Origin of the sequence: uncultured Acetatifactor sp. (assembly GCF_948601915.1) — a bacterium.
Taxonomy (GTDB): domain Bacteria; phylum Bacillota; class Clostridia; order Lachnospirales; family Lachnospiraceae; genus Acetatifactor.
Map to the genome: position 1 here is coordinate 1 of NZ_CAPDXS010000027.1, position 26,035 is coordinate 26,035.

Annotated in this window: 22 protein-coding genes, 1 tRNA gene and 1 pseudogene; 20 read left to right on the forward strand and 4 right to left on the reverse strand. The window is 57.8% G+C overall.

Translation table 11 applies throughout. The features are described from left to right. Positions 1–480 precede the first annotated feature (480 nt). The 14 genes and pseudogenes from Q2B33_RS06480 to Q2B33_RS06545 all read left to right on the forward strand — a co-directional run bounded on the left by Q2B33_RS06480 (position 481) and on the right by Q2B33_RS06545 (position 15,735). Complete coding sequence (locus tag Q2B33_RS06480; RefSeq protein ID WP_300564608.1) at positions 481–1,980, forward strand: UDP-N-acetylmuramoyl-L-alanyl-D-glutamate--2,6-diaminopimelate ligase; 1,500 nt, start codon at positions 481–483, stop codon at positions 1,978–1,980. A gap of 64 nt (positions 1,981–2,044) precedes the next feature. Beyond that, entirely contained in the window at positions 2,045–2,314 is a 270-nt protein-coding gene (locus tag Q2B33_RS06485) for a hypothetical protein (protein WP_300564606.1), read from the forward strand. Then, positions 2,275–4,584 (forward strand): primosomal protein N', encoded by a 2,310-nt coding sequence (gene priA, locus Q2B33_RS06490; RefSeq protein ID WP_300564604.1) that lies wholly within the window; start codon positions 2,275–2,277, stop codon positions 4,582–4,584. The genes Q2B33_RS06485 and priA overlap by 40 nt, the downstream gene beginning before the upstream one ends. A gap of 25 nt (positions 4,585–4,609) precedes the next feature. After that, on the forward strand, positions 4,610–5,089 hold the full coding sequence (gene def / locus Q2B33_RS06495; RefSeq protein ID WP_296467020.1) for a peptide deformylase: 480 nt from the start codon (positions 4,610–4,612) through the stop codon (positions 5,087–5,089). A 148-nt stretch (positions 5,090–5,237) separates the two neighbouring features. Further along, positions 5,238–6,173, forward strand: coding sequence for a methionyl-tRNA formyltransferase (gene fmt / locus Q2B33_RS06500; RefSeq protein WP_300564602.1), 936 nt, complete (start codon positions 5,238–5,240; stop codon positions 6,171–6,173). A 120-nt stretch (positions 6,174–6,293) separates the two neighbouring features. Next, on the forward strand, positions 6,294–6,989 hold the full coding sequence (locus tag Q2B33_RS06505; RefSeq protein ID WP_300564600.1) for a zinc metallopeptidase: 696 nt from the start codon (positions 6,294–6,296) through the stop codon (positions 6,987–6,989). A gap of 2 nt (positions 6,990–6,991) precedes the next feature. After that, positions 6,992–8,422, forward strand: coding sequence for a 16S rRNA (cytosine(967)-C(5))-methyltransferase RsmB (gene rsmB / locus Q2B33_RS06510; RefSeq protein WP_300564598.1), 1,431 nt, complete (start codon positions 6,992–6,994; stop codon positions 8,420–8,422). 94 nt (positions 8,423–8,516) lie between these two features. After that, positions 8,517–9,569: a 23S rRNA (adenine(2503)-C(2))-methyltransferase RlmN gene (gene rlmN, locus Q2B33_RS06515; protein ID WP_300564596.1), complete on the forward strand. Its 1,053-nt coding sequence runs from the start codon at positions 8,517–8,519 to the stop codon at positions 9,567–9,569. Between the two features lie 70 nt (positions 9,570–9,639). Beyond that, the gene (locus Q2B33_RS06520) at positions 9,640–10,377 is read left to right on the forward strand and encodes a Stp1/IreP family PP2C-type Ser/Thr phosphatase (protein WP_300564594.1); all 738 of its coding nucleotides are present in this window, start codon (positions 9,640–9,642) and stop codon (positions 10,375–10,377) included. Positions 10,378–10,417: 40 nt separating this feature from the next. After that, the gene (gene pknB / locus Q2B33_RS06525; RefSeq protein WP_300564592.1) at positions 10,418–12,547 is read left to right on the forward strand and encodes a Stk1 family PASTA domain-containing Ser/Thr kinase; all 2,130 of its coding nucleotides are present in this window, start codon (positions 10,418–10,420) and stop codon (positions 12,545–12,547) included. A 13-nt stretch (positions 12,548–12,560) separates the two neighbouring features. Next, positions 12,561–13,451: a ribosome small subunit-dependent GTPase A gene (gene rsgA / locus Q2B33_RS06530; RefSeq protein WP_300564590.1), complete on the forward strand. Its 891-nt coding sequence runs from the start codon at positions 12,561–12,563 to the stop codon at positions 13,449–13,451. 288 nt (positions 13,452–13,739) lie between these two features. Next, positions 13,740–13,922, forward strand: coding sequence for a hypothetical protein (locus Q2B33_RS06535; protein ID WP_251205328.1), 183 nt, complete (start codon positions 13,740–13,742; stop codon positions 13,920–13,922). Between the two features lie 256 nt (positions 13,923–14,178). After that, a pseudogene (locus Q2B33_RS06540) lies at positions 14,179–14,349 on the forward strand (recombinase); the annotation flags it as partial. 114 nt (positions 14,350–14,463) lie between these two features. Further along, positions 14,464–15,735 (forward strand): DUF6070 family protein, encoded by a 1,272-nt coding sequence (locus Q2B33_RS06545; RefSeq protein WP_300564586.1) that lies wholly within the window; start codon positions 14,464–14,466, stop codon positions 15,733–15,735. Positions 15,736–15,763: 28 nt separating this feature from the next. Here the strand turns inward: Q2B33_RS06545 and Q2B33_RS06550 are convergent, their stop codons facing one another. Further along, entirely contained in the window at positions 15,764–16,873 is a 1,110-nt protein-coding gene (locus Q2B33_RS06550; protein ID WP_300564584.1) for a serine hydrolase, read from the reverse strand. A 192-nt stretch (positions 16,874–17,065) separates the two neighbouring features. Between Q2B33_RS06550 and Q2B33_RS06555 the strand changes: the two genes are divergently transcribed. Both Q2B33_RS06555 and Q2B33_RS06560 read left to right on the forward strand, forming a co-directional pair. Beyond that, a complete protein-coding gene (locus Q2B33_RS06555) occupies positions 17,066–17,452 on the forward strand; it encodes an RNA polymerase sigma factor (protein ID WP_300564582.1) in 387 nt (128 codons plus the stop codon). 14 nt (positions 17,453–17,466) lie between these two features. Further along, positions 17,467–18,174, forward strand: a complete 708-nt coding sequence (locus Q2B33_RS06560) for a hypothetical protein (protein ID WP_300564580.1) — start codon at positions 17,467–17,469, stop codon at positions 18,172–18,174. A 10-nt stretch (positions 18,175–18,184) separates the two neighbouring features. Here the strand turns inward: Q2B33_RS06560 and Q2B33_RS06565 are convergent, their stop codons facing one another. Then, positions 18,185–19,441: a diguanylate cyclase gene (locus Q2B33_RS06565; RefSeq protein ID WP_300564578.1), complete on the reverse strand. Its 1,257-nt coding sequence runs from the start codon at positions 19,439–19,441 to the stop codon at positions 18,185–18,187. 249 nt (positions 19,442–19,690) lie between these two features. Here Q2B33_RS06565 and Q2B33_RS06570 point away from each other — a divergent pair, with 249 nt between their 5' ends. After that, on the forward strand, positions 19,691–21,037 hold the full coding sequence (locus Q2B33_RS06570; RefSeq protein WP_300564576.1) for an aminopeptidase C: 1,347 nt from the start codon (positions 19,691–19,693) through the stop codon (positions 21,035–21,037). Positions 21,038–21,203: 166 nt separating this feature from the next. Further along, positions 21,204–22,070 carry a YitT family protein gene (locus Q2B33_RS06575; protein WP_300564645.1) on the forward strand — a complete coding sequence of 289 codons (867 nt, stop codon included), beginning with the start codon at positions 21,204–21,206 and terminating at the stop codon, positions 22,068–22,070. Positions 22,071–22,170: 100 nt separating this feature from the next. On the opposite strand, the gene Q2B33_RS06580 is transcribed toward Q2B33_RS06575, so the two are convergent. Together Q2B33_RS06580 and Q2B33_RS06585 are read right to left on the reverse strand one after the other, a co-directional pair. Next, a tRNA-Gly gene (locus tag Q2B33_RS06580) sits at positions 22,171–22,243 on the reverse strand. 123 nt (positions 22,244–22,366) lie between these two features. Further along, the gene (locus tag Q2B33_RS06585; RefSeq protein WP_300564574.1) at positions 22,367–23,398 is read right to left on the reverse strand and encodes an acyltransferase; all 1,032 of its coding nucleotides are present in this window, start codon (positions 23,396–23,398) and stop codon (positions 22,367–22,369) included. A gap of 171 nt (positions 23,399–23,569) precedes the next feature. On the opposite strand from Q2B33_RS06585, the gene Q2B33_RS06590 reads away from it, so the two are divergent. Further along, positions 23,570–25,171, forward strand: a complete 1,602-nt coding sequence (locus Q2B33_RS06590; RefSeq protein WP_300564572.1) for an MBL fold metallo-hydrolase RNA specificity domain-containing protein — start codon at positions 23,570–23,572, stop codon at positions 25,169–25,171. Between the two features lie 194 nt (positions 25,172–25,365). After that, positions 25,366–25,857 carry a dihydrofolate reductase gene (locus Q2B33_RS06595; RefSeq protein WP_300564570.1) on the forward strand — a complete coding sequence of 164 codons (492 nt, stop codon included), beginning with the start codon at positions 25,366–25,368 and terminating at the stop codon, positions 25,855–25,857. Positions 25,858–26,035: the final 178 nt, after the last annotated feature.

Sequence of the window (26,035 nt, forward strand, 5' to 3'; positions counted from 1 at the left end):
GCTGACAGTGCTGGTAAATACAGGAATTCTGGGAGTTATAGGATATGTCGGCATGATGGTAGGCGGTATCAGGAGTTTTTTGGGTGAGAGAAAAAGAATGCTTATGTATGTGCCTGTGGGTTTTGTCTGCTGGCGTATACGGTAAATAACTTTTTCAGTTTCCAACAGGCGATGAGTACGCCTACGATTTTTGCGCTGTTTGGGATGGGCAGGGCATTCCAGCGTAACTTAGCTGGAGGCGCTGAAAGGCCCGACAAAAGGAAAATAAAGTGAATACAAGGACAAATAAAAGATGCGGAAGCCGGGAAAAGGACTTCCGCATTTTTTGGTAATCCGGCTGCGCGGAAGTCCCTTTTATAGCGTTCAGTGTCAGACAGATTCTGTATTTCAAAAAGAAACAAAAATAAGGGGTGGTAGAAAAGCGAAAACTGGAGTAAAATAGAAAAGAATGTTTCAAAATATTGGATAACGGAGGGCACCATGAGACTGTTGAATCTGTTAGAGGGGATAAGCTGGGAATGCCTCCAGGGGAAGCGTTCCATGGAAGAAAAGCATTCCATGGACAAAGAAGTGTCGGCGGTGGTCTATGATTCCAGGAAGATCGTGGAAGGCTGCCTTTTCATCTGTATAGAGGGCGTCAACTTCGACGGCCACGCCTTTGCGGCCGAGGCCGCGGAGAAAGGGGCTGCGGCCCTGCTGGTCTCCAAGCCCGTGGAGGGCCTGGAAGATAAAGACATTACTGTAATTAAAGTGGAAGATACCAGATACGCCATGGCCTTCGTCTCCGCGGCCTGGTTCGGCCACCCCGCAAAAAAGTTGAAGACGATAGGCATCACGGGCACCAAGGGCAAAACCACCACCACCTACCTGGTGAAGTCCATCCTGGAGAACGCAGGGCTGAAGGTGGGGCTCATAGGCACCATAGAGACCGTCATCGGGGACGTACACATCCATGCCGAGAACACCACCCCGGAATCCTACATTTTAGAGGAGGACTTTGCCAAAATGGCGGAGGCCGGGCTGGACGCGGTGGTGATGGAGGTGTCCTCCCAGGCCCTGAAGCTCCACCGGACCCAGGGCTTTGTATTCGATTACGGCATCTTCACCAACCTGGAGCCGGATCACATCGCGCCGGGAGAGCATGAGAGCTTTGAGGAGTACATGGAATGCAAGGGGCGGCTGTTCAGGCAATGCCGGATCGGCATCGTCAATGGCGACGACGGCCATGCAGGCGACATTGTGGAGGGCCGCACCTGTGAACTGGAGACCTATGGCACCGGAAAGGATGCCATGCTGCGGGCGGAGAACCTGGAGTTGGTGCACGTCCCGGGAGAGCTGGGGGTGAACTTCCATGTGGCGGGCCTGATGGATTTCGACGCCCATGTGCCCGCGCCCGGACGGTTCAGCGTATACAACGCCCTGTGCGCCATCGCCATCTGCCGTCATTTCCAGGTGGGCATAGAAGATATCCAAAACGCCCTGCGGACGGCCAGGGTGAAGGGCCGCATCGAGCGGGTGAAGATTTCCGACAGATTCACGCTGCTGATAGATTATGCCCACAACGCCATGGCCCTGGAGAGCCTGCTGTCCACGTTGAAGGAGTATGAGCCCAGGCGGCTGGTGTGCCTGTTCGGCTGCGGCGGCAACCGCTCCAGGCAGCGGCGGTACGAGATGGGGGAGGTCAGCGGGCGGCTGGCGGACTTCACGGTAATCACCTCCGACAATCCGCGCTTCGAGGAGCCCCAGGATATCATTGAGGACATCAAGACCGGAATCGGGAAGACAGAGGGGCGTTACGTGGAGATTTGCGACAGGAGAGAGGCCATCGCCTATGCAATCTCCCATGCGGAAGAAGGGGATCTGATCGTCCTGGCGGGAAAAGGGCATGAGGACTATCAGGAGATCAGGGGGGTGAAATACCCCATGGACGAGCGGGTCATCATAGAGGAGCTGCTGGCCGGAGGGCTGGAGCATATCTGATCTTACGTGGGTCGATTCCTTCGCAGCCGGGCTGCGGGGAGTTTCAGTATCATGAGGGCATGGGATGAAGAGAGCCAAACTGGTTCGGCTTGTTTGTGACATATGGATTGTCGTTTTTGTTCTTGGATTTATCCTGGCATTGTCCTGGTATCTGGGCGGTTCTTTTGAGACAGCCCCGACAGAAGAGCAGCAGGAAAAAGCGCGGATAGGAGCCGCGGCGCTGACGGCAGTGGCGGGCGCGCTCTGTACGGTGGGCATTGCGGTCAGGATAAAGCTGGGACAAAGGGGAGCGAGATGGAAGAGAAAAAAGAATACTATGCAGATGTCATCGTAGACATCTCCCACGAGAAGCTGGACAGGCCCTTCCAATACCGCGTCCCCGACAGGCTCCGGGACAGGCTGGAGACAGGGGCCTGCGTGACGGTTCCCTTCGGAAACGGAAATAAGCTCCTAAAGGCCTATGTGGTGGGCATAGGGCAGGTCTGCAAATATGACCCCGCTAAAATGAAGGAGATCCGCGGCATCGTCCAGGGCGGCACAGGCGCGGAGGACAAAATGATCGCCCTGGCCGCATGGATTCGGAAGAACTACGGCTCCACCATGATACAGGCCCTGAAGGTGGTGCTCCCCGCCAGGCGCTCCGTGAAGCGGCTGGAGCACAGGACGCTGCAGCGGGCATTGGGCAGGGAGGAGATCGTCTCCTTGCTCGGGGAAAGCAGGCGAAAAAAGCAGGTGGCCAAGGAACGCCTCCTCCGGGAGCTGGTGGAACAGGAGTCCATCCCCTACGAATGGGTCACGGGAAAGCTGGGGGTGTCCGCCCAGACCGTGAAGAGCCTGGAGCGGGCGGGGGCCGTCCGGGTCATCAGCACCGAAACCTTCCGCAATCCCGTCAGCCTGGCCGCCACCCGGGAGCAGAAAAAGCTTCTGAGCGACGCCCAGCGGCGGATCGTGGAGGAAGTGATGGGCGACTTCGAAAGCGGCCGCCCCGACACCTACCTGCTCCACGGCATCACCGGAAGCGGCAAGACGGAGGTCTATATGCAGCTGGTCTCCGAGATGGTGGAGCGGGGTAGGCAGGCCATCGTGCTGATACCGGAGATCGCCCTGACCTACCAGACATTGCTGCGCTTCTACAACAGATTCGGCGACAGGGTCAGCATCCTGAATTCCAACCTGTCCCCCGGAGAAAAATACGATCAGTGCGAACGGGCCAGGAACGGGGAGATCGACGTGATCATCGGACCCCGTTCCGCGCTGTTCGTGCCCTTCCGGAACATCGGCCTGATCATCATGGACGAGGAGCACGAGGGCAGCTACAAGAGCGAGGCCTCCCCCAAATACCACGCCAGGGAGACGGCCATCCAGGTGGCCAGGCTCCACGGGGCCAGCGTGCTCCTAGGCTCCGCCACGCCCTCCCTGGAGTCCTACTACCGGGCCGAGACCGGGGAATACAAGCTTTTCACCCTGAAAGAGCGCCTGACAGGGGGACAGCTCCCGAAAGTCCACACCATAGACCTGCGCAGGGAGCTGAAGGAGGGCAACCGCTCCATCTTCAGCCGCAAGCTCCAGGAGCTTTTGGCGGACAGGCTCTCGAAACAGGAGCAGAGCATCCTGTTCCTGAACCGGCGGGGCTACGCGGGCTTCGTGTCCTGCAGGTCCTGCGGCCATGTGATGAAATGCCCCCACTGCGATGTGTCCCTGTCGGAGCACAGCGGGGGGCGGGGTGGGCAGGGGACATTGATGTGCCATTACTGTGGCTATCAGGAGCCGAAACCGAAGGTCTGCCCCAAATGCGGCTCTCCCTACATCAGCGGCTTCAAGGCGGGCACCCAGCAGATAGAGGAAAAGCTGAAAGAGATGTTCCCCGGGGTGCGCACCCTGCGCATGGACGGGGACACCACCCGGACGAAGGACAGCTATGAGCGGATCCTGTCCGCTTTCATGGGGGGCGAGGCGGATGTGCTGATCGGCACACAGATGATCGTGAAGGGCCATGATTTCCCCAGGGTGACGCTGGTGGGGGTGCTGGCGGCAGACCTGTCCTTAAGCGTGGGGAACTATCGGGCCGGGGAGAAGACCTTCCAGCTGCTGACCCAGGCGGTGGGCCGTGCGGGGCGGGGAGAGCTTGCCGGGGAGGCGGTGATCCAGACCTACCAGCCGGACCATTACGCCGTAATCCATGCGGCGGCCCAGAACTACGGGGGCTTTTATAAGGAAGAGATCATCTACCGGGAGATGATGGGATATCCCCCTGCGGCCCATATGCTGGCGGTACAGATATTCGCCAGGGTCCAGGATCGGGGACAAGCACTGGCAGACAGCCTAGCGTCCGTGACAAGACGCAATTTCGCCAATCTGCCAGGGCCGGACGCCGGAGGGAGCCCTTCGGGAGCCTGCGGGGAGAGGCAGGGGCTGCAGATCGTCGGCCCTGCGCCCGCGTCCATCGGCAGAATTAATGATATTTTTAGATTTGTCTTCTATGTGAAATGCGCAAAATATGATAAACTGGTACAGATAAAGGATTTGCTGGAAGAGGAAATGCAAAAACGCCAGTCCGCGGATGAACTGGTGCAATTTGATTTCAATCCCATGAATACAATGTAAAGGAACAATCGGAGGGGACAGTGAAATGGCAATCAGGAACATACGGGAGATGGGAGAAGAGGTTCTCTCAAAGAAATGCAAGCTGGTGACGGAGATGACGCCCCGCACCAAGGAACTCATCGAGGATATGCTGGACACCATGTATGAATCCAACGGCGTGGGCCTGGCGGCGCCTCAGGTGGGGGTGCTGAAGCGCATCGTGGTGATAGATGTCACAGGGGAGGATCCTTACATCTTCATCAACCCCAGGATTGTGGAGAGCAGCGGCGAGCAGACGGGGATGGAGGCCTGCTTAAGCGTGCCGGGCAAGACGGGACAGGTCACCAGGCCCAATTATGTCAAGGCCGTGGCCCTGGACGTGAACATGCGGGAGTTCGAGGTGGAGGGAACGGAGCTCCTGGCCCGGGCCATCTGCCATGAGCTGGATCACCTGGAGGGGCATCTGTACGTGGAGAAGGTGGAAGGGCCGCTCCAGGATGCGGTGGAAGAGGACGACGAGGAGTAAAGCGTGGGAGGAAGTTCCAGGCCTGCAGGGTACAAGGGCTGGCGGAGGAACGGATTCGCCCTGCTTAGGCCCTCGCGGGGAAGAAGGTCCGGAGGGAGAGCGCTTTTGCGGGTTGCCGGAGACAGGAAGGCTGACAGGAGGTGCCGGGATGAAGATTGTTTTTATGGGGACGCCGGATTACGCGGCGGTGGCTTTAAGGGCCCTGATCGGGGCGGGGCATGAAGTGACGGCGGTGGTGACCCAGCCGGATAAGCCAAAAGGGCGGAGCAAGGAGCTGGTGCCATCGCCGGTGAAGGCCTGCGCCCTGGAGAATGGCATTCCGGTGCTGCAGCCCAGGCGCATCAAGCGGCGGGAGGCCATAGAGGAACTTCGCGGATATCCGGCTGATGTGTATGTCGTGGCGGCTTTCGGGCAGATTCTCTCCCAGGAGATCCTGGACATCCCGCCTTACGGCAGCCTGAACATCCATGCCTCCCTGCTTCCCAGATACAGAGGGGCCTCCCCCATCCAGCATGTCATCATGGACGGGGAGGAGCGGACGGGCATCACCATCATGCAGATGGACGCGGGGATAGACACGGGGGATATCCTTTATCAGCGGGAGATCGGGATTTCTCCCAAGGACAATTATGAGACCCTCCACGACAAGCTGGCCCTGCTTGGGGGCCAGGCCATCGTGGAGGCCTTAGGGCTTCTGGAACAGGGGAAACTGGAGCCTGTAAAGCAGGACGATGCCTTGAGCTGCTATGCGCCGCTGATCGGGAAGGAGATGGGAGAGATCGACTTTTCCGGAGAGGCCCTGGCCATAGACCGCCATATCCGGGGCATGACCCCCTGGCCCAGCGCCTATACCGGCTATCAGGGAAAGCAGCTGAAGATATGGCGGGCGGAGCCTGTAGAGGCGGAGGATGTCCATGGCCATGTCCCCGGCGAGATCATACGGACGGAGAAGGACTGCGTGACCGTGGCCACGGGACAGGGGGTGCTGCGGATTTATGAGCTGCAGCTTGCGGGGAAGAAGCGGATGTTGGCCCATGACTTTCTGCTTGGCGTGAAGATGAAACCCGGGGAAATATTGGGATAGCGTAAAAAAATGTGCGGAAGGATGCATGGACGGATCCGGGCCGCTCTGTGAGGGCATTCTTCCGGAATTGGTTGTTGTATGTGCCGCCATGGCAGTAGGGCGGGAAAGGAGCGTTACGGTATGTTTATTTGGGACTCTACGTATCTTTTGGTGATCATCGGCATGCTGTTGTGCATGGGGGCCAGCGCCATGGTGAACAGCGCCATGAACAGGTACAGCAAGGTGCGCAATGCCAGGGGCATGACGGGGGCGGAGGCGGCCCGGCAGATCTTGAACAACGAGGGGCTGTACAATGTACAGATTGAGTGCCTGCCCTCGGACAGCGGAGACCATTACGATCCCCGCACCAACACCGTGCGGCTGTCCGCCGGCAACTACAATCACGCCTCCGTGACCGCGGTGGGGGTGGCGGCCCATGAGTGCGGCCATGCCATCCAGCACGCCAAGGGCTATGTGCCGATCAATATCAGGTCCGCTCTGGTGCCTGTGGTGAATATCGCGAGCCGTCTGGGGATGCCGCTGATCTTCCTGGGCGTGATCCTGAGCTGGAACCAGACATTGATCCAGATCGGCATCTGGGCTTTCGCCACGGCGGTGCTGTTCCAGCTGGTGACCCTGCCGGTGGAGTTCAACGCCTCCGCCAGGGCGGTGGCGAAGGTGGAGCAGTACGGGCTTTTGACCACCGAGGAGACCAAGGGCTGTAGGAAGGTGCTCACCGCGGCGGCCATGACCTATGTGGCGGCCACGGCTTCCGCCGGATTGCAGCTTCTGCGTTTGGTGCTGCTGTTCGGGGGCAATAATAGAAGGAGAGACTGACAGTGGGCGTAAATACGCGGGAGATTGTGCTGGATATGCTGCTGGCCCTGGAGCGGGAGGAGGACTATTCCCACAGGCTGATCAAGGCAGTGTTGGACAAATATGATTACCTGGAGGGCCGGGAGAAGGCTTTCATCAAGCGGGTCACGGAGGGGACGCTGGAGCGGGGGCTGGAGCTGGATCATTATCTGAACCATTTCTCCAGCCTGCCCGTGGGCAAGATGCGTCCCCTGATCCGCTGCCTGATGCGCATGAGCGCCTACCAGCTTCTCTATATGGATGCCGTGCCGGACAGCGCCGTGTGCGACGAGGCCTGCAAGCTGGCCGCCAAGCGGGGCTTTGGGCGGCTGAAGGGCTTCGTCAACGGGGTGCTGCGCACCATTTCCAGGAACAAGGAAAACCTCCCCCTGCCGGACGAAAGGAAGTCCCCCATCCTGCATGATTCCGTCAGGTATTCCATGCCAGAGTGGCTGGTGGAGCTGTGGCGGCAGGAGTACGGCCCGGAGACCGCAAGGACGATCCTCCGGGGGCTGATGGCCATACGCCCGGTGTCCCTGCGCTTCCGGCTTGACACGTCGGAGGAGGAGCGGGAGAGGCTCTGCGGCCTGATGCGGGAGCAGGGCATGAGGGTGGAGCGCAGCCCTTACCTGCCCTATGTGTACCTGGTGGAGCATGCGGAGGGGACGGAAGCGCTGCCGGGATTCCGTGAAGGGATGTGCACTATACAGGATGTGAGCTCCGCGCTGGCAGTGGAGGCGGCGGGAATCGGCCAGGGGGACTTCGTCATCGATGTCTGCGCCGCGCCGGGGGGAAAGAGCATATTGGCATCCGAGAAAGCGGTTCATGGCAGGGTGCTGGCCAGAGACCTGTCCGGGGAGAAGCTGGAGCGGATAACGGAGAATGTCAGCCGCATGAAGGCCGGGAACGTGGAGGCGCAGGTTTTCGACGCCACATCCACGGACCAGGCGCTTCTGGGGAAGGCCGATGTGGTATTGTTGGACGTGCCCTGCTCCGGGCTGGGGGTCATGGGCAAGAAGCGGGACATCAAATACCGGGTAAAGCCGGAGGGAATGGAGAGCCTGCAGACGCTACAGAGGCAGATCGTAACGGCCAGCGCCGGGTACGTGAAGCCTGGCGGGACGCTTGTGTACAGTACCTGTACCATCCACAGCGGCGAGAACCAGGACATGGTGCGGTTCATCGCCAGGGAGTTAGGCTTTGAACCGGTATCCCTGGAGGGCGCGCTTCCGGAGAGCGTCCTTGGGGGGAAGCTGCAGATAGCGGCACAGATGGAAGAGAGCGGCATAGCGCCCGCAGTGGCCCTGACGGAGGCGGAGGAGGCGGCATGCATACAGTTGCTGCCGGGCTTTGCGGAGGCGGACGGCTTCTTTATAGCCAGGTTCCGCAGAAAGCCGGAGGCCGGACAGCCGTGAAGGCCCGCAATCCGTACAGGAGGAATATCCGCTCGGAGCGGCCCAGGGACCCAGGAAACAGTTTCGGTTTTCAGAAAAGAAAAAGGACAAAAGAATGGATAAAGGAATCAGTAAAAGAATCGATATCAAATCGCTGACATTGCCTGAGCTTACGGCAGAGATGACCTCCATGGGGGAGAAGGCCTTCCGGGCCAGGCAGCTGTACGAGTGGATGCATGTGAAGCTGGCCAGGGACTTCGAGGGCATGACCAACCTGTCCAAGGCCCTGCGGGAGGAGTGCAGACAGCGCTTCACCTACACGGCCCTGCAGACAGTGCGGGTGCTGGAGTCCAAAATCGACGGCACGAAGAAATTCCTGTTCGAGCTGTCGGACGGGAACCTGGTGGAGAGCGTCTGGATGCGGTATAAGCATGGCAACAGCGTCTGCATCTCCTCCCAGGTGGGCTGCAGGATGGGCTGCGCTTTCTGCGCTTCGGGCATAGAGGGCCTGGAGCGCAACCTCACTCCCGGGGAGATGCTGGACCAGGTCTACGCCATCACGCTGGCCACGGGAGAGCGGGTGAGCAACGTGGTGGTCATGGGCACGGGGGAGCCTTTGGACAATTACAATAATTTATTGACGTTCATCCGGATGCTCACGGATGAGGACGGGCTCCACATCAGCCAGAGGAACGTGACGGTGTCCACCTGCGGCCTGGTGCCCCAGATGAAGCTCCTGGCCCGGGAGAAGCTGCAGATCACACTGGCATTGTCCCTCCATGCCACCACGGACGAGAAGCGGCAGACATTGATGCCCGTGGCGAAGCGGTATTCCATCGAAGAGCTCATGGAGGCCTGCGCCTACTATTTTCAGGAGACAGGCAGGCGGATTACCCTGGAGTACAGCCTGGTCAGGGGCGTGAACGATTCGGAGCGGGACGCGGAGCGGCTCTGCCGCCTTGCGAGGCCCCTGCGCTGCCATATCAACCTGATTCCGATGAATCCTGTGAAGGAGCGGGAGTTCTCCCGGCCGGATGCCGACAGGATCAGGGCGTTTCAAAATATACTTGAAAAAAATAAAATTAATGGTAGTATAAGAAGGGAAATGGGCCGGGACATTGAGGGGGCCTGCGGGCAATTGCGCCGCAGACATATGTCCAGGCTTTAGACGGTATACCCGGCAGGGCGGGGAGAGAAGCGCCCCTGCCGGGAGAATGGGATATTGGAGGAAATAAGGCGTGCTAAAGACATTTTCCGTTACGAATATCGGCAGAAAGAGGAAAATGAATCAGGATTACGTGTATTCGTCGGAGCAGTCGGTGGGACATCTGCCCAATCTGTTCCTGGTGGCGGACGGCATGGGGGGACATAACGCGGGGGAATACGCGTCCAAGGTCACGGTGGAGACGATCGTGGAATGCGTGGCGGATTCCGCCCAGACGGATGCGCTGCGCTGTTTTGACGAGGCGATTCAGGCGGCCAATGCGCGGATTCGCAGACTGGCGGCGGCATCCTATCTGCTTGCGGGCATGGGGACCACGGTGGTGGCGGCAAGCTGTGAGGGGAACCGCCTGTCCGTGGCCAATGTGGGGGACAGTAGGCTGTATGTGGTGAGCCCCCAGGGAATCAGGCAGATCACCAGGGACCACTCCTGGGTGGAGGAGATGGTGCTGCGGGGCGGCATCGGCAGGGAGGAGGCCAGGAACCATCCTGACAAGAATATCATTACGAGAGCGGTAGGCGCGGAGGATACGGTGAAAGCGGACTTTTTTTCCGTGCGCCTGGAAGAGGGGGACATGGTGCTGATGTGCACCGACGGGCTGACCAATATGCTGGAGGACAGAGAGATACGGATGATCATGAACGGGGCCCGGGACATTGTGGAAAAGGCACAGGAGCTGGTGGAGGCCGCCAATGAGAACGGCGGCAAGGACAACATCAGCGTTATTTTGATTGAACCTTCCCTGCGCGATTGAATGGAAGAGAGGCATTCCTTGCATAGATTGGAGAACGTATATGGTTAAGATTGGAATGATGATAGGCGACAGGTACGAGGTGCTGGAGAAGATCGGCACCGGCGGCATGTCGGATGTATATAAAGCAAAATGCCATAAGCTGAACCGCTTCGTGGCGGTCAAGGTGCTGAAGCAGGAATTCAGTGAGAACGCAAATTTTGTATCGAAATTCCGGACAGAGGCCCAGGCCGCCGCCGGGCTGATGCATCCCAATATCGTGAACGTGTACGATGTGGGCGAGGAGAATGGCATCTATTATATCGTCATGGAGCTTGTGGAGGGCATCACCCTCAAGAAATATATCGAGAAAAAGGCCAGGCTGTCCTTCAAGGAGGCGGTGAGCATCGCCATACAGGTCAGCATGGGAATCGAGGCTGCCCACAACAATCATATCATCCACAGGGACATCAAGCCCCAGAACATCATCATTTCCAAGGACGGAAAGGTAAAGGTGACGGATTTCGGCATCGCCAAGGCCGCCACCAGCAACACCATCACCTCCAATGTGATGGGCTCCGTCCACTATACGTCGCCTGAGCAGGCCAGAGGCGGCTACAGCGATGAGAAGAGCGACATCTACTCCTTAGGGATTACCATATTCGAAATGCTCACCGGCCGCGTGCCTTTCAACGGGGAGACCACGGTGGCCATCGCCATCAAGCATATCCAGGAGGAGCTGCCATCGCCCAAGGAATTCATTCCGGAGATTCCCACCAGCGTGGAGGGCATCGTGATGAAATGCTGCCAGAAATCTCCGGATCGCAGATACCAGAGCATGCCGGAGCTGATCGCGGACCTGAAGCAGTCGCTGATGAACCCGGAGGAGGTCATCGTGCCGAATGACCCGGACATGGAGGCCGGCACCCGGCCGATCACGGACAGCGAGCGGGCCCAGATTAAACGGCGCACGGCCTATCACGACCGCTATGAGTATGAAGAGCGGGAGGAGCCCATGCGCCTGCGGACAGAGGCGGAACCCGTATATGAGTATGAGGAGGAGCCGGAGGACGAGGACGACTATGACTACAACCCCAAGATGGAGAAGGTGACTACCTTCCTGGCGCTGCTGGCAGGCGTGGTCATCTGCGTGATCGTGGTGGTCCTGGCCCTGAAGGTCTTCGGAGAGCGGGATGACGGAAAAGAGCCTGAAAAGCCGATCATCGCATCGGAAGAGGAGGAGAGCCCTACGCCGTCCCCCGGGAAGAAGTACGTGAAGATGCCCGAGGTGAGGAACCGGAGCGTGGAAGACGTGAGGAACGAGCTGAAGGGGCTGGAACTGGAATCCGAGGTGGAGTATGAGGAATCGGACGATGTGGAGATGGGGAAGGTGATCAGCGCGGATGTGGAGGCCGGTACAGAAATCGAGGCCGGGACCACGGTCAAGCTGGTAGCCAGCGCCGGCGCACAGGGGGTGGAGGTGCCCTCGGTGACAGGCGGTTCCTATGAGGACGCCAAGCTGAAGCTGGCGGCGGAGGGATTCACCGTGACGAGAGAGGAGGCATTCTCCAATGAGGTGGAGGAGGGGCTGATCATCTCCCAGGTGCCCGCCGCCCAGACCAAGGTGGCGAAGGGGTCGAATGTCACTGTCATCGTCAGCCAGGGCAAGGAGAAAATCCGCGTGCCTGACCTGATAGGCCGTTTGGAGGCGGAAGGCAGGGCGGAGGCCCAGGAGGCCGGGCTTGAGATCGGGAATGTAATCTATGAGAGCAGCAATGAGGTGGGCGGAGGAGAGATATTCTACCAGAGCTATTCCAAGGGATCCTACGTGGAGCCGGGGACGGCCCTGGACATCAAGGTGAGCTCCGGGCCCAAGGCCGCCACCTATAAATGCAATGCCAGCATCCTGGCCCCCTCCGTGGAGGAAGCGCCGGACTATGTGGCGGGGACGGAGGTCGCCATCACGCTGGTGACGGATGACGGCAATGTGCTTTTGGAGACAAAGACGGCCAGCTTCCCCCAGGCGGCGAACTATTACGGGCTGACCGCTTCGGGAGGCACTATCACCATGACCTATACCGTGACCATAGAGGGGGCGACCACCACGGATCCTGAGACGGGCGAGACCATTCAGGAGCCCGGCACCACAGAGGAGAGGAGCTTTACCAGAAGAATCGAGTTTGTCGAGGAGTAGCGGGGGGCTGGCTTTGAGGGGAAGAATCATCAAGGGAATCGCGGGATTCTACTATGTGCACTGCGGCGACAGGATATATGAGTGCAAGGCGAAAGGGGTGTTCCGCAAGGACAACCGCAAGCCGCTGGTGGGAGACTGGGTGGAGATGGACGTGCTGGACGAAGGGGAAGCGCTTGGGAACATCAGCGCGCTGCTGCCCAGGGACAGCGAGCTGATACGGCCCGCCGTGGCCAATGTGGATCAGGCCCTGGTAATCTTCGCCATCGCAAAGCCCCGGCCCAACTTCAACCTCCTGGACCGCTTCCTGGTCATGATGGGACAGCAGGGAATCCGCAGCATCGTCTGCTTCAACAAGCTGGACATGGACCAGGAGGGGCTTGGGAGGGAGTACCGGGAGCTCTACGGCGGCTGCGGCTACCGGACGCTGACAGTCAGCGCCAGGCTGGGCTGCGGCATCGAAGCGCTCAAGGAGATGCTGGCAGGGCATACCACGGCGGTGGCCGGGCCCAGCGGGGTGGGGAAATCCTCCATCATCAACTGCCTACAGTCTGGCACTGTCATGGAGACAGGAGAGATCAGCGCGAAGATAGAGCGGGGAAAGCATACCACCAGGCATTCCGAGCTGATCGCCATCGGGGAGGGCTCCTATATCCTGGACACGCCCGGCTTCAGCTCCCTGGGGCTCTTCGACCTGGAGAAGGAGCGGCTGGCAGGCTTCTACCCGGAATTCGCGGCTCATGAGAGATACTGCCGCTTCGGCGGCTGTGCCCATATCGGGGAGAAGGACTGCGGGGTGAAGTCCGCGGTGGAAGAAGGGGCCGTCAGTAGGATGCGGTACGAGAATTACCGTCTTCTGTATGAGGAGCTGAAGGGCATGGAGAGGAAAAAGGTGAAGCGCCTGTGAAAGCAATCGGGCTTCTTCAATGTGCTGAGGGTGAAGTAACGACCAGGACAGCGATAACATCAATCGCTTTACCAGTCTGGCAGATTTAAAGAAATATGCAGACACATTATGAACCACAGGACAGCCATTTGAAACGGGAGTGTAGCATCAAGACAAGTCGCCTATGGGCACCACAGAAAACACGCAAAGCACATTGACGATTGAATAAAGGCTTTACACCTAGGGGATGGATTGCTATAATAGTTGTAGATACTAATCAACAACAGTTTCCAGAAAGCAGGTGATTATATGACCGAAAAAGAGATTATCCAAAAGAACATTGAAGAATTTTCCAGATTGCAGACATATATGTTAGCGACTGAAAAGGACTCAAATGGATACAAGCTTATGAAAGATCGCTATATAGAATTGAAAGTCATCTTAAATTCTTTTGGCATCAATCTTTCAGAAATCGACAAAATCAAGGAATGAGTCCTACAACTGAATAGCAGCACGAAACAAAGGTGTAAAGTCTTATCAAGTCATCAAGATGATTCAGGGCTTTGCACCTTTTGCGGTGTTGGGATACATAAGAAGCAAGGACGGCTGCCCAATTTTGGAAACCAGCCGAATGGCAGAGCGGTCACGTCCATTATAAATATGAGAAAATTCATTTTGATTATTCCAAAATGAAAAGCAGTATGGTATAATATCAGCCTGTACCAAACTCTTTTCACCAGGCCATAGTGTGAAAGACCTTTCCCGCTTCGGGCGTGAATACATTGATTCCGGCAGGTACATTGAGCGGCTGTTCCCCGCACTGGGGGTTCGCTTTATTGCCATCAATGACAACTACGACAGTCTGAACGGGAAAGAGCAGGCGGATGAAATCATTATCCCTTTCAAGAATTTAATCAACGTGTGGTACAGGCAATATGATGCAGACCCGGAGAGAAAAATGGCAGTCTCGTTTGCTTAGGAACCATGCGGGGCAGGACTTTTTAAGCATGGCCCGGCGCAGAAGGAGGATGGGATGGGAAAAAGGTGCGGCTTGCTCTGGGGAATCAGTATAACGGCGTTTCTGCTGACCGGCTGCGGTGACGGGGCACAAAATGAGGTGCGCGACGAGCTGGCCGGGGGAAAAGATATCAAAGCGGTGACCTTGCAGAGTGAGGACAGCGGGGCAGGGATTCCCGGTGAGGACGGCCGGGACGAAAGCACGGACGCAGAGCGCATAGCGGAAATCTGCCGTGACATTTATGCCCAGGCGGCCCAGTCTGGCACTCTGGGAAGTATAGAGACTATAGGGCGCATGGTGGATAGGCTTGGTGAAAACGGCTACGCTGCCGCCTCCGGCGATAACCAGGTGGACATGGCGGGGGCGGAGCAGGTACTGGAGTTCGTCAGGGCGGTGGAGGAGAAGGAAAGCGGGAAGCTCACGATTGTGGTAGCCATGGAGATGGGCTTCCGGAAATTCGATTTGGAGACCAAGGGCGGCGACGTAGCTGTGGTCAGAAGTTATTACCAATACGATCGGGAGGGAATCCTGCAGGAGAGAGGCACGGTGAGCTACCCGGCGGACTTTTGGGAATATACCCCGGAGGGCTATCTGATTTTTGCGGGAAAGAGCCTGTTGCCGGAGAACTTTGTGATGACTTTCAGCGCTACAGAGGAGCATACGGCCCTGCGCGTGCTGCCCCTGGAGGAAAGCTGCAGGGAGCTGAACAGGAAATATCTGCTGCCGGTAGGCTATGAGCGGAACAATATGTTCCTCTGTAGCTGGAGCGGGGAGGAGTATGGGGACCTGGACTTTTACGATGCGTTCGACAGGTTCTATCCCATCCTGCGGGGCCGGCCCCACCCCTATGGGGCGGAGGGGAGTCCCGGGGAGGAAAGTGCCTATTGGATACCCGAGGACGAATTTGAGTCTGTCATCACGGCATTTTTCGACATAGACCCGGAAACCCTGCGCCGGAAGACGGAATACAGCCCGGAACAGGCGGCATATAAGTACCGGCCCCGGGGCTTTCATGAGGCGGAGTATCCGGACATCCCCTATCCGGAGGTGGTAGGCTGCAGGGAGAACGGGGACGGAACCATTACGCTTACCGTCAACGCGGTATATCCCCATGACGATACGTCCAGGGCATTCACCCATGAAACGGTGATACGCCCGCTGGATGGGGAGCGCTTTCATTATGTATCCAACAGGATGCTTTCAGAGGAAGGGGAGTACGACGCCTGGTGGCACAGCGACAGGCCGTCAGGGGAAGCAGGGCCCGAGGATGGACGGCGCGGGAGGTGAAATGGCAGGCCCAAGCTTTGGACAGCGCTTAAGACGGCGAAAGAGGTCCGGGCGGAAGAGAGCGTTCCTCCAGTCCTATCGCAATAAGCGTGTGCAGGATTCTGCGCACCCGCAGATGCTCAGCGTTCTCCCGGGTGGGATGGACGCGGTTGAGCAGCAGCACCGTCCACAGGCCGCTTCCGGGGTCAACGAAGATGTGCGGGCCGGTGAAGCCATTGTGGCCGAAGCCCGACTGAGGGAAGAACCGGCCGGAGCAGCTATGCCACCCGCCCGCCAACTGGAAGCCCAGCCCGCGGTTCTCCTCCAGCCCCGGCGTATGATTCTGTATGGATACATCGAAAATACGGTGCGGAAGATACGTTTTTCCGTCTAATACGCCGTGTCCGGCCAGCATCCGGGCAAAGCGTATGGAATCGTTCAGATTGGAGAACACGCCTGCATTGCCCGAAACACCGTTCAGGAAACGGGCATTCTCATCGTGCACCTGTCCGATCAGCCACTCCCCTGTCAGCGGATTTCGTTCCGTGTAGGCCGTGTTTGCGGAATAATCCGTTCCGGCATCCAGCGGATGATACCCTGTGCGCGTCATGCCCAAAGGACTGAAGACTTCCTCCCGGGCCAGCACATCCAGGGTCTTGCCGCTGATCCTCTCCAGCATTTTCCCCAACAGGATAAATCCCATACAGCTATAGACCACCCGGGTGCCGGGAGCGTGCTCCAGGGGCACGGAGAGCAGATAGGGAACCGTCAGGTCGGGAGTGGGGATTTTCTCATACAAAGGGATATGGGCCGGGTAGCCGCTTGTATGGGTCAGCAGGTGGAACAGGGAAATCTCCTTTTTGTCCTCGGGAACCGCATCCTGGCCGAAATATCTGGGCAGCATGTCCGCCAGATCCAGGATTCCCTCCGCGATGAAGCGCAGGGCGATCATGGAGGTGGAGAGGATCTTGCTCACCGAGGCCATGTCGTAGAGGGTGTCCTCCCTGACAGGAATGCCCTCCGGCGTGACGGAGGTGGCTCCGAAGGTCTCTTTCACGCAGACCGTATCCCCGATGCCTATGCCCAAAGCGGCGGAGGGCAGCCGACGGCTCTCCACAGTGTCTTTTATCAGTCTGACTGCTTTCTCAAAAGGTGCCATATTCCTGACTGCTCCTTTGCCTATTCTCGTAGAAGATTCGTTTGGCAACGTAGATTCCCATGGGACTGAAATCATTATAGCAAAGGCGGAAGGGGCGGTCAATCGTCAGTTTCCGCCCTGTCGCGGGATGTCTGAAATATTTTGTAAGGTTTCGGTTTCCGCGGAGTCTTATAAGCGAAAGGAGGTGGTAAGGTGACGGAGTTCGAGCAAATATACCGGACCTATTTTGAAGATGTATATCTGTATATCCGCAGGCTATCCGGCAACGAGGCTATAGCAGAGGAGATTACCAGCGAAGCGTTCTTCAAAGCCATGCGCTCCATCGGCGGGTTCCGCGGGGACTGCGACATTCGGGTGTGGCTTTGCCAAATCGCGAAGAACTGCTATTACACCTATCTGAAAAAGTCCAGGCATACGGAAAACGTCGACGATGTAGAGCTGCCGGAATCCCCGCCGGGTGAAAGCGCCACCGAAGAGCAGTGCATCAGACGGGAGGCTGCGGAACATGCCGCAGGGAATATGAACAGGCCAAAGAGCCCGGGCGGGCGGAAGAGAAGACGGATGCCGCTCCGCTGCTGAAGCTCAGGAAAAAGATGGCGGCGAAGAAAATACAGACGGTTCTATTGACCGCCGTGTTCGTGGCGGCGCTGCTGGTATCGGCCTTTGCGGTGCTGGACGCGCCAATCTACCTTCCCTATTCGGAGGGGCTGGTTGCGGCTGAGCCTGTGGGAGACGGCGGTCTGCGCATCACCTTTGGCGAGGAGGTGACCGAGTGCGACTACACCATCTACCCGGATCCCGAGGGCGGGAGCTTCTACTACTGCGATGTCCAGGCCTGGACTTCCCTTTGGGACAGGTGGCTTTCAGACCGCAGCGGGAAACTGTCCTGCATGGTTTCTCCCAGTGAGCCTTACCCGGTCAAGGCGGTGTATGTTCCAAATGACGGGAGCGAGACGGTGTGCTTTTACGGGGACACGGATTATGAGGGCAGTATTGTCCTGCCGAGATTGTCGCTGGGGTATTATCTCTTCCTTGCGGCGGCGGCCCTGGCGGGGACGGCGGTGGTGTGGCTTCTGACGAAAAAGAACGCAGGGCTTCGCGTCTGGGTAGAACGCGTCGGCCTGTACCCGGCGGCGTACATCGTCAGCCACTGCATCGTGTCAGGCTTCGGTACGACATCGTACTCGCTGCCCCGGGACTTTTTCCTGATTGTCTTCCTATCGCTCCTGCTGTACGGCGGCCTGTTATTGGCATACGGCATATGGCGGTTGAGGCAGGAAATGAAGGAAATCAATCAATAAGCCTACCCCTCTATATCCGGTCGTCCTTATAGACCACATCAGAAAGCGGAACCTTGTATTTCTGCTTATACTGGTACATTTTCGTGTCGGTAGCGCTGATATATGCGGTCAGGGGGGCGGAGGGGCGGGCCGGGATTAAAGTGGCAGCGTAGCTGAAGCACTTGGGATGTCCGCTGCTTTTGTCGGCCAACAGCCGCTGGCGGAGCTCCTCCAGCAGCCGTTCCTGTTCCTCCGGGGCGCACCCGGTCCGGAGAAGGAAGAACTCATCCCCGCCCACACGGCACACTTCGCCGCCCAGGGCCTGCAGCGCTCTGGAGACCTCGATCAGATAGCTGTCGCCCGCTTCATGCCCGAAAGTGTCGTTGCAGTATTTCAGATAGTCCACATCGATGAAGGAGAGGGTGAAGGCTGTGCCCTCCTCCATCCACTGCTCCATCTTCTCCATGGCGTAGCGCCGGTTCATTAAGTCGGTCAGGGGATCCACATAGGCAAAGCGGTAGATCATTTTCTGCCGCCGCTGCCGCTCCGTCTCGTCGATCACGATATGGACAATCGCCTGTCTCCTGGCATTGTGGGAATCCTCCGCGTCCGAACGCAGCCAGGGGATGAGGAAGGACTCCACCTGGAAGAAGATGTCCGTGTCATCGCAGTCCCCAAGGGCCATATCCCATCTCAGGGAATTCCGGCCCTGCTTCGGGAGCCCTTCGTCCCCGGCAGACGGCCCCTGGGGCAGAAGGGGCTCTTCCGTGGAATGCCCGTCTTCCATGGAATGCCCGTCTTCCATTTTCTGGCTCTTCTGGTGATAATCCAGCTGCTGCTGGATTTCCGGCTGCTTCTCCAGCAGCATCCGGGTCAACTGTGCGGCAGTCTGGGCATGGGCTTTCTGGAACCAGCGGGCAGGCTGATTGGCGTGCACCTCCTGACAGGTATCCGCGGAATAGACGAAGATCATGTTGTGGGTATAGTCGGTGAGGGCATTTACCAGCGCCAGGTTGCTGCGCAGCTCCTGATTGCTCTGCTCCAGGGACCAGCTGATCTCATCCATAGCCTGGATATTATCCATCAGGACCTGATTCTCCAGCTCTAACGTCTCGAATTTCTGCTGCAGCTGATTCGTCAGGTCCTGAACCGTTTCAGCCAGAAGGGCCGCTTTCTCCCCCAGCTCCCGGAAATCAGGCGCCAGGTCCTCCAGGCGGAGCGCGGCTGTATCGGGCTGTTCGAGGACATCCTGTAAATAGTTGGTTAAGAGCTTCAGAGAATCTTCCATTTCATCACTCCTGTGGACCGGCTTTGTCTGCTTGTTTTATCCATTATATAGTAATTGCGTCCAAAAGGAAAGCGTTTTCTTCCGCGGTGTATTCTTTTCCGGGAAAATCCTGAAAATATGGAAAAATCTCTAAATCGAGTTGCAGAAAATTCCGGGAGAGGGTATAATCAAGGTGCTTTACTTATCATATGCAGGACAAGGGAAAAGGCATGGGCGATTTCCCCGGATTCCAACGAAAGAGGGATGAACATGAGCGAAAGTATCACAAAGGAACTGCTGGAGCAGTTCGAGAAAAAGTGCAGCGCTGACGCGGCCTGCCAGGTGGCTAAGAACGCCGTCACGGAGAACGGCCTGAAGGCATCGGCGAAGAACGGGGAGGCCCAGCGCACCACGCGCCAGAGCTTTTCCGTGAAGCTGAAGCAGGGCGCTGTCACCAACCAGAAGTCCAGCGGCCGCTGCTGGATGTTCGCGGCGCTGAACACCTTCCGGTTCGAGATCATCAAGAAGCTGAACCTGGAGAATTTCGAGCTCTCCCAGAGCTACCTGTTTTTCTATGACAAGCTGGAGAAGGCGAACTTTTTCCTGGAGAGTATCCTGGAGACTCTGGACGAGCCCACGGGCGGCCGGCTGATCGCATGGCTCCTGTCCTCGCCCATGAACGACGGGGGACAGTGGGACATGCTCTGCGGCCTGGTGGACAAGTACGGCGTGGTGCCCAAGTATGCCATGCCCGAGTCCAAGTCTTCCTCCGCATCCGGGGAGATGGACAGCGTGCTCACCGTGAAGCTGCGGGAGGATGCCTGCCGTCTGCGCAGCGCCTATGCGGCAGGGGCGAAGCGTGAGGAGCTGGCGGCCAGAAAGGAGGAGATGCTGGGAGAGATATACCGTATCCTGTGCATCTGCCTGGGCGAGCCACCCAAGGCCTTCGATTTCGAGGTGGAGGACAAGGACGGCAAGTTCATCAGGGAGTGCGGCCTGACCCCCAAGGCATTCTATGAGAAATATGTGGGACTGAACCTGAATGATTACATAAGCATAATCAATGCGCCTACCGCGGACAAGCCCTACCACAGGAGCTACAGCGTGAAGTTCCTGGGCAGCGTGAAGGAGGGCCGTCCGGTGCGCTATCTGAACCTGGAGATTGAGGAACTGAAGAAGGCGGCCATCGCCCAGATGAAGGACGGCGTTCCCGTGTGGTTCGGCTGCGATGTAGGGAAGTGCTCCACCAGGGAGGGCGGCGTCATGGATCCCAAGGTCTTCAAGCTGGAGGAGCTTCTGGGAGTGAAATTCGGCATGGACAAGGCCGAGAGGCTGGACTACGGCGAGAGCCTGATGACCCACGCCATGGTGTTCCAGGGCGTGAACCTGGACGACGAGGGCAGGCCCAACCGCTGGCGCGTGGAGAACAGCTGGGGCGAAGAGGCCGGCGAGAAGGGCTACTATGTCATGAGCGACGACTGGTTCGATGAGTATATGTACCAGATCGTGGTGGACAAGAAATATCTGTCGGAGGAGCTGCTGGCGGAGTACGAGGCGGAGCCGATCATGCTGGAGCCCTGGGATCCCATGGGGTCGCTGGCTGTGGTGAGAGGCTGAGTTTTCCATAGGGGGCGCGCCTGTCGGCGCGCTTTCCTGTCTGCGTAGGGCTGAGGATTGGCTGTCTGCGCTTATTGCGGCAATGACTGTCAGCGGGCCCGGCTGCTTGTGGGGCGTGCAATCGAGAGGGAGGTTTGGCATGGAAGTGAGGTTTCAGGCAGAGGAGATGAAAATGATGAAGACAGTGCGGGAGATATTCGTGATGACAGCGGCTACGCTGATAATCGCGGCGGCGGTTTTCTTCTTTCTGATACCCAGCCATGCGGCGGTCAGCTCCGTGTCCGGCCTGGCGATCGTACTGTCGAATTTCGTCCCGCTGTCGGTATCGGCCATCACCATGGTCTTAAATGTGGTCCTGCTGATAGCCGGATTCCTGCTGTGCGGGCATGAGTTCGGCTTCAAGACAGTATATACCTCCATCCTCCTCCCTGTCTTTATCGGGCTGTTCGAGATCGCTTTCCCGGAGAACACATCGATTTCCGGGGATGCCCTGCTGGACGTGGCCTGCTATATCTTCACCGTGAGCATCGGGCTGAGCATCCTGTTCAACATGAACGCGTCCTCCGGAGGCCTGGACATCGTGGCGAAGATTCTGAACAGGTATCTGCACATGGATCTGGGCAGGGCCATGAGCATGAGCGGGATGCTGGTAGCGCTGAGCTCCGCTTTCGTGTACGACAAGAAGACGGTGGTGCTGAGCGTCCTGGGGACCTATCTCAACGGGATGGTGCTGGATCATTTCATCTTCGGGCAGAACATGAAGCGGCGGGTCTGCATCATCTCGAAGGACAAGGAAGAAGAAATCCGCCACTGGATCGTGCACACGCTGAAGAGCGGGGCCACGATCTATCAGGCGAAGGGGGCATACGAGGGTACGGTCCGGGATGAAATCATAACCATTGTGGACAAAAACGAGTACCAGAAGCTGATGCAGTATATCAGCCGGGAGGATCCGACGGCATTCATAACGGTGTACAATGTAAGCGATATGCGCTATATTCCCAAGAGCCGGCCCGGCGGAGGGAAGGATTGAATGGGGAGAACGTAAGTTCTGCCTACGGCTGTCTACTGAGGATTAGAGATAAAAAAGAGCGGAATCCTTTATTTTACAGGATTCCGCTACAAATTAAAGAAGCGATAGACGGGACTCGAACCCGCGATTTCCACCTTGGCAAGGTGGCGCTCTACCAACTGAGCCACTATCGCATCAACACTTCCGTTGCCTTGGAACATTGTTCCCTCACAACAAAAATGATTATAGCATGGGTTGAACCGGCTGTCAACCTTTTTTGGAAAAAAATTGCAATTTTTACAAAAGGGTTTTGAAAGTTATTTTGAAATAAGCTTTCCCCGCAGCCAGCCCGAAAACCGTTTCTCAATCAGATCCCAACTGACAAGGGCCAGGCCCGTGCTGACGGCAAAGGCCACGGCGACGCCCAGGAACGCGCGGAGGCTGGGAGCGGAGAAGTCGAACACCAGCCGGTCCAGCAGCATCACAGGGTAATAGTGCATCAGATAGAGGGAGAAGCTGATGTCGCCCAGCCGCACGAGAGGGGCAGGCGCTGTCTTCCGGAACAGGCCCGCGGTAAAGGCGCACAGCACGATCAGGAGCGCAGGAAGCCCCCAGAGCAGCGGCCTGAGAAAGCCCAGGACATTGATGGAGCTTTTCGTCACCATGAGCCCCGCGAATAGCACGGGAGGCAGGATGAGGGCCGGTACACGGCAGAATCCCGGCAGTTTCCCGGCCTGATGCCCTCTGTACAGGCCCCAGCATACATAGTAGCAGAGAATGCCGAACAGGAACTCCAGCATCACGGGATTGCCGTAGAAAGCCAGGAATACGGGGGGAGAGGGCATCGCCTGGGCAGCCGCGATGATGCCCAGCAGGAACAGGCCGCAGAGCAGCCCCCGGAACCTGTGGCTGATGCGCATGGCTATCATGAACAATATGTAGAAAAATATTTCACAGTTCACCGTCCATCCAATCCGCATGAGAGGCTGCACCGCCCCTGCGCCGATGTCAAAGGGGAGGAAGAGGAGGCTTTTCAGGAGATAGACGGGATTCGCCCGGGTCTGCTCGAACATGCCCGGGAAGAGCAGCAGGAGCAGGAAGGTGCCCGCTGTCATCAGGTAGTACAGGGGGAGGATACGGATCAGCCTTTTTCGCAGGAAATGCCTGCCTCCGCCGTGGGTGGAGAACATGATCATGAAGCCGCTGATGCAGAAAAAGATGTCCACGCCGAAAGCGCCGCAGTTCAGGAAGCGGATGTGCTCCAGCACGATGAAGAGCGCCGTGACGCCCCGCAGCGCCTGGATGCTGTCAAAATGTGTCTGATGAAAATCCGGTAGCTGAGCTTTCATGAAATCCCTCGTCCTTTCCTGGCAGATATGTCCCACCCATTGTAGCACATTGCGTGGGGCGGGGCAATGGGAGACATCTTAAGATTTTCTCCACTTTTTCCTTGCGCCGGATGGAATATCATAATAAAATGGAAATATATCCGCAGCGACTTTAAAAAGGAGGTGCATTTTATGAAGCTGATTTTTGTAGGCGCGGCCCATGAGGTGACCGGAAGCTGCCATTACCTGGAGGCGGGCGGCAAGCATATCCTGGTGGACTGCGGCATGGAGCAGGGCGTGAACGCGTTCGAGAACGTGCCCCTTCCGGTGGACGAAGGGCTGATCGACTACGTGCTGCTGACCCACGCCCATATCGACCACACGGGCCTGCTGCCCCTTCTGTACGCCAAGGGCTTCAGAGGGCAGGTGTATGCCACGGACGCCACGGCGGATCTGTGCAGCATCATGCTCCGCGACTGTGCCCACATCCAGATGATGGAGGCGGAGTGGAAGAACCGCAAGGCCAAGAGAACGGAGAGCCTGGCCTCTGTGGAGCCCCTGTACACCATGGAGGACGCGGAGGGGATCATCAAGCGGATCGTCCCCTGCCACTATGACACGGAAGTGAGGATCTGCGATGAGCTGACCGTCCGCTTTTCCGATATCGGCCATCTGCTGGGCTCCGCCAGCATCGAGGTATGGCTGACGGAGAGGGGCCACAGGAAGAAAATCGTGTTCTCCGGGGACATCGGCAACAAGAACGATCCCCTGCTGCACAATCCCATCCCCACCAAAGAGGCGGATTATGTGGTCATGGAGTCCACCTACGGCGACAGGCTCCACGGGACCGAGCGCCCGGACTATGTACATGAGCTGGCGGCTATCCTGAAGGAGACCTTCGACCGGGGCGGCAATGTGGTCATCCCTTCCTTTGCCGTGGGGCGCACCCAGGAGCTGCTGTATTTCCTGCGCAGGATCAAGGTGGAGCGCCTGGTGAAGGGGCATGAGGACTTCCCGGTGTATGTGGACAGCCCCCTTGCCGTGGAGGCCACGGAAATCTTCCAGGAGAACCGCATGGAATGTTTTGCCGGGGAGGCCCTGGAGCTGGTAAAGGAGGGCATCAACCCCATCTCGTTCGCCGGGCTGAAGCTGTCCATCACCAGCGACGAGTCAAGGGAGATCAACTTCATCGACACGCCCAAGGTCATCATCTCCGCCTCCGGCATGTGCGAGGCCGGGCGCATCCGGCATCACCTCAAGCACAATCTGTGGAGGCCTGAGTGCACCATCCTGTTCGTGGGATACCAGGCGGTGGGCACCCTGGGCCGCATGATCGTGGACGGCGTGGACGAGGTGAAGCTATTCGGCGAGTCCATACAGGTGCGCGCGGAGATAAAGAAGCTGGTGGGCATGAGCGGCCACGCAGACAAGAACGGCCTGATCGAATGGGTGTGCGGCTTCCAGGAGAAGCCCAGGAAGATATTCGTGGTGCACGGCGAGGACAGCGTGTGCGCGGGCTTCGCGGAATGCCTGAAGATGGAATACGGACAGCGCACCTATGCGCCCTACAGCGGGACGGTGTTCGACCTGCTCTCGGGAAAGCTGGAATACGAGGCGGAGCCTGTGCCGGTGAAGAAGAAGGCAAAGGGCGCATTGTCCACGGTCTATGCGAGGCTGCTGGCCGCTGCCCAGAGGCTGCTTAACATGGTGAAGCGGATTGACGGCATGCCGAATAAGGATATGGGGAAATTCGCAGACCAGATCAATTCGCTTTGCGACAAGTGGGAAGCGTGAGAAGAAGTTCTAGGGCGCCAAAGGACGCCGCCCAAGAACTTCTAGGCTCGTGCGCGAACAAGTTCGCTTTGCGAGCCGGTCTCACGCGGAAGAATGCCCGGAGGGCGGGCATTCTTCCCGGTTTGTGGCAGGGTTTTGTACAGAATAGTGATTAACTTTGTTCGGGAAAGCGTATGAGTTTTGGGGGGAGATGGATGAATATTATTGCGGCGGTGGACAGGAACTGGGGCATCGGGTATAGGGGGAGGCTGTTGGTGAGCATTCCTAATGACCAGAGGCATTTCAGGGAGGAGACTATTGGGAAGGTGGTGGTGCTGGGGCGCAGGACGCTGCAGACATTTCCACAGGGGATGCCCCTGCAGGGCAGGAGGAATATCATCCTCTCCAGGGATAAGGGCTATCAGGTCAAGGGGGCCACGGTGCTGCATTCCTTGGAGGAGCTGCTGCGGGAGGTGGAGAAGTATCCGCCGGAGGAGGTCTACTGCATCGGGGGGGAGAGCGTCTATGAGGAGCTTTTGCCCTACTGCGACACGGCCCATATCACGAAGATAGACCAGGCTTACGAGGCGGACGCCCATTTCCCGAATCTGGACAGGGATCCGGAATGGGAGGTCACCGCCGACAGCGATGAGCTGACTTATTTCGACATTGCCTATACCTTCTTGAAGTATGAGAGAAAGAAATAGGATAAGATTGCCCTTCCGTGTTCCTGAAAAATGGCTGTTGTAAAGACAGTAAGCGTATGAAAATATAATATTTTATAGTTGACATTCTGGGTTTTGCGGAATATAATTTCAATACAACTGAATAGACAGTTCGGCCCGATTTACTCGAGCGTACCATCCTGTCGTTAAACAAAACTAG

What these genes read in the sequence shown, in the direction of transcription:
- Q2B33_RS06480 (WP_300564608.1), top strand. Translation starts at nt 481, where the DNA reads ATGAGACTGTTGAATCTGTTAGAGGGGATAAGCTGGGAATGCCTCCAG.
- Q2B33_RS06485 (WP_300564606.1), top strand. Translation starts at nt 2,045, where the DNA reads ATGAAGAGAGCCAAACTGGTTCGGCTTGTTTGTGACATATGGATTGTC.
- priA (WP_300564604.1), top strand. Translation starts at nt 2,275, where the DNA reads ATGGAAGAGAAAAAAGAATACTATGCAGATGTCATCGTAGACATCTCC.
- def (WP_296467020.1), top strand. Translation starts at nt 4,610, where the DNA reads ATGGCAATCAGGAACATACGGGAGATGGGAGAAGAGGTTCTCTCAAAG.
- fmt (WP_300564602.1), top strand. Translation starts at nt 5,238, where the DNA reads ATGAAGATTGTTTTTATGGGGACGCCGGATTACGCGGCGGTGGCTTTA.
- Q2B33_RS06505 (WP_300564600.1), top strand. Translation starts at nt 6,294, where the DNA reads ATGTTTATTTGGGACTCTACGTATCTTTTGGTGATCATCGGCATGCTG.
- rlmN (WP_300564596.1), top strand. Translation starts at nt 8,517, where the DNA reads ATGGATAAAGGAATCAGTAAAAGAATCGATATCAAATCGCTGACATTG.
- pknB (WP_300564592.1), top strand. Translation starts at nt 10,418, where the DNA reads ATGGTTAAGATTGGAATGATGATAGGCGACAGGTACGAGGTGCTGGAG.
- Q2B33_RS06535 (WP_251205328.1), top strand. Translation starts at nt 13,740, where the DNA reads ATGACCGAAAAAGAGATTATCCAAAAGAACATTGAAGAATTTTCCAGA.
- Q2B33_RS06545 (WP_300564586.1), top strand. Translation starts at nt 14,464, where the DNA reads ATGGGAAAAAGGTGCGGCTTGCTCTGGGGAATCAGTATAACGGCGTTT.
- Q2B33_RS06550 (WP_300564584.1), bottom strand. Translation starts at nt 16,873, where the DNA reads ATGGCACCTTTTGAGAAAGCAGTCAGACTGATAAAAGACACTGTGGAG.
- Q2B33_RS06560 (WP_300564580.1), top strand. Translation starts at nt 17,467, where the DNA reads ATGGCGGCGAAGAAAATACAGACGGTTCTATTGACCGCCGTGTTCGTG.
- Q2B33_RS06565 (WP_300564578.1), bottom strand. Translation starts at nt 19,441, where the DNA reads ATGGAAGATTCTCTGAAGCTCTTAACCAACTATTTACAGGATGTCCTC.
- Q2B33_RS06570 (WP_300564576.1), top strand. Translation starts at nt 19,691, where the DNA reads ATGAGCGAAAGTATCACAAAGGAACTGCTGGAGCAGTTCGAGAAAAAG.
- Q2B33_RS06575 (WP_300564645.1), top strand. Translation starts at nt 21,204, where the DNA reads ATGAAAATGATGAAGACAGTGCGGGAGATATTCGTGATGACAGCGGCT.
- Q2B33_RS06585 (WP_300564574.1), bottom strand. Translation starts at nt 23,398, where the DNA reads ATGAAAGCTCAGCTACCGGATTTTCATCAGACACATTTTGACAGCATC.
- Q2B33_RS06590 (WP_300564572.1), top strand. Translation starts at nt 23,570, where the DNA reads ATGAAGCTGATTTTTGTAGGCGCGGCCCATGAGGTGACCGGAAGCTGC.
- Q2B33_RS06595 (WP_300564570.1), top strand. Translation starts at nt 25,366, where the DNA reads ATGAATATTATTGCGGCGGTGGACAGGAACTGGGGCATCGGGTATAGG.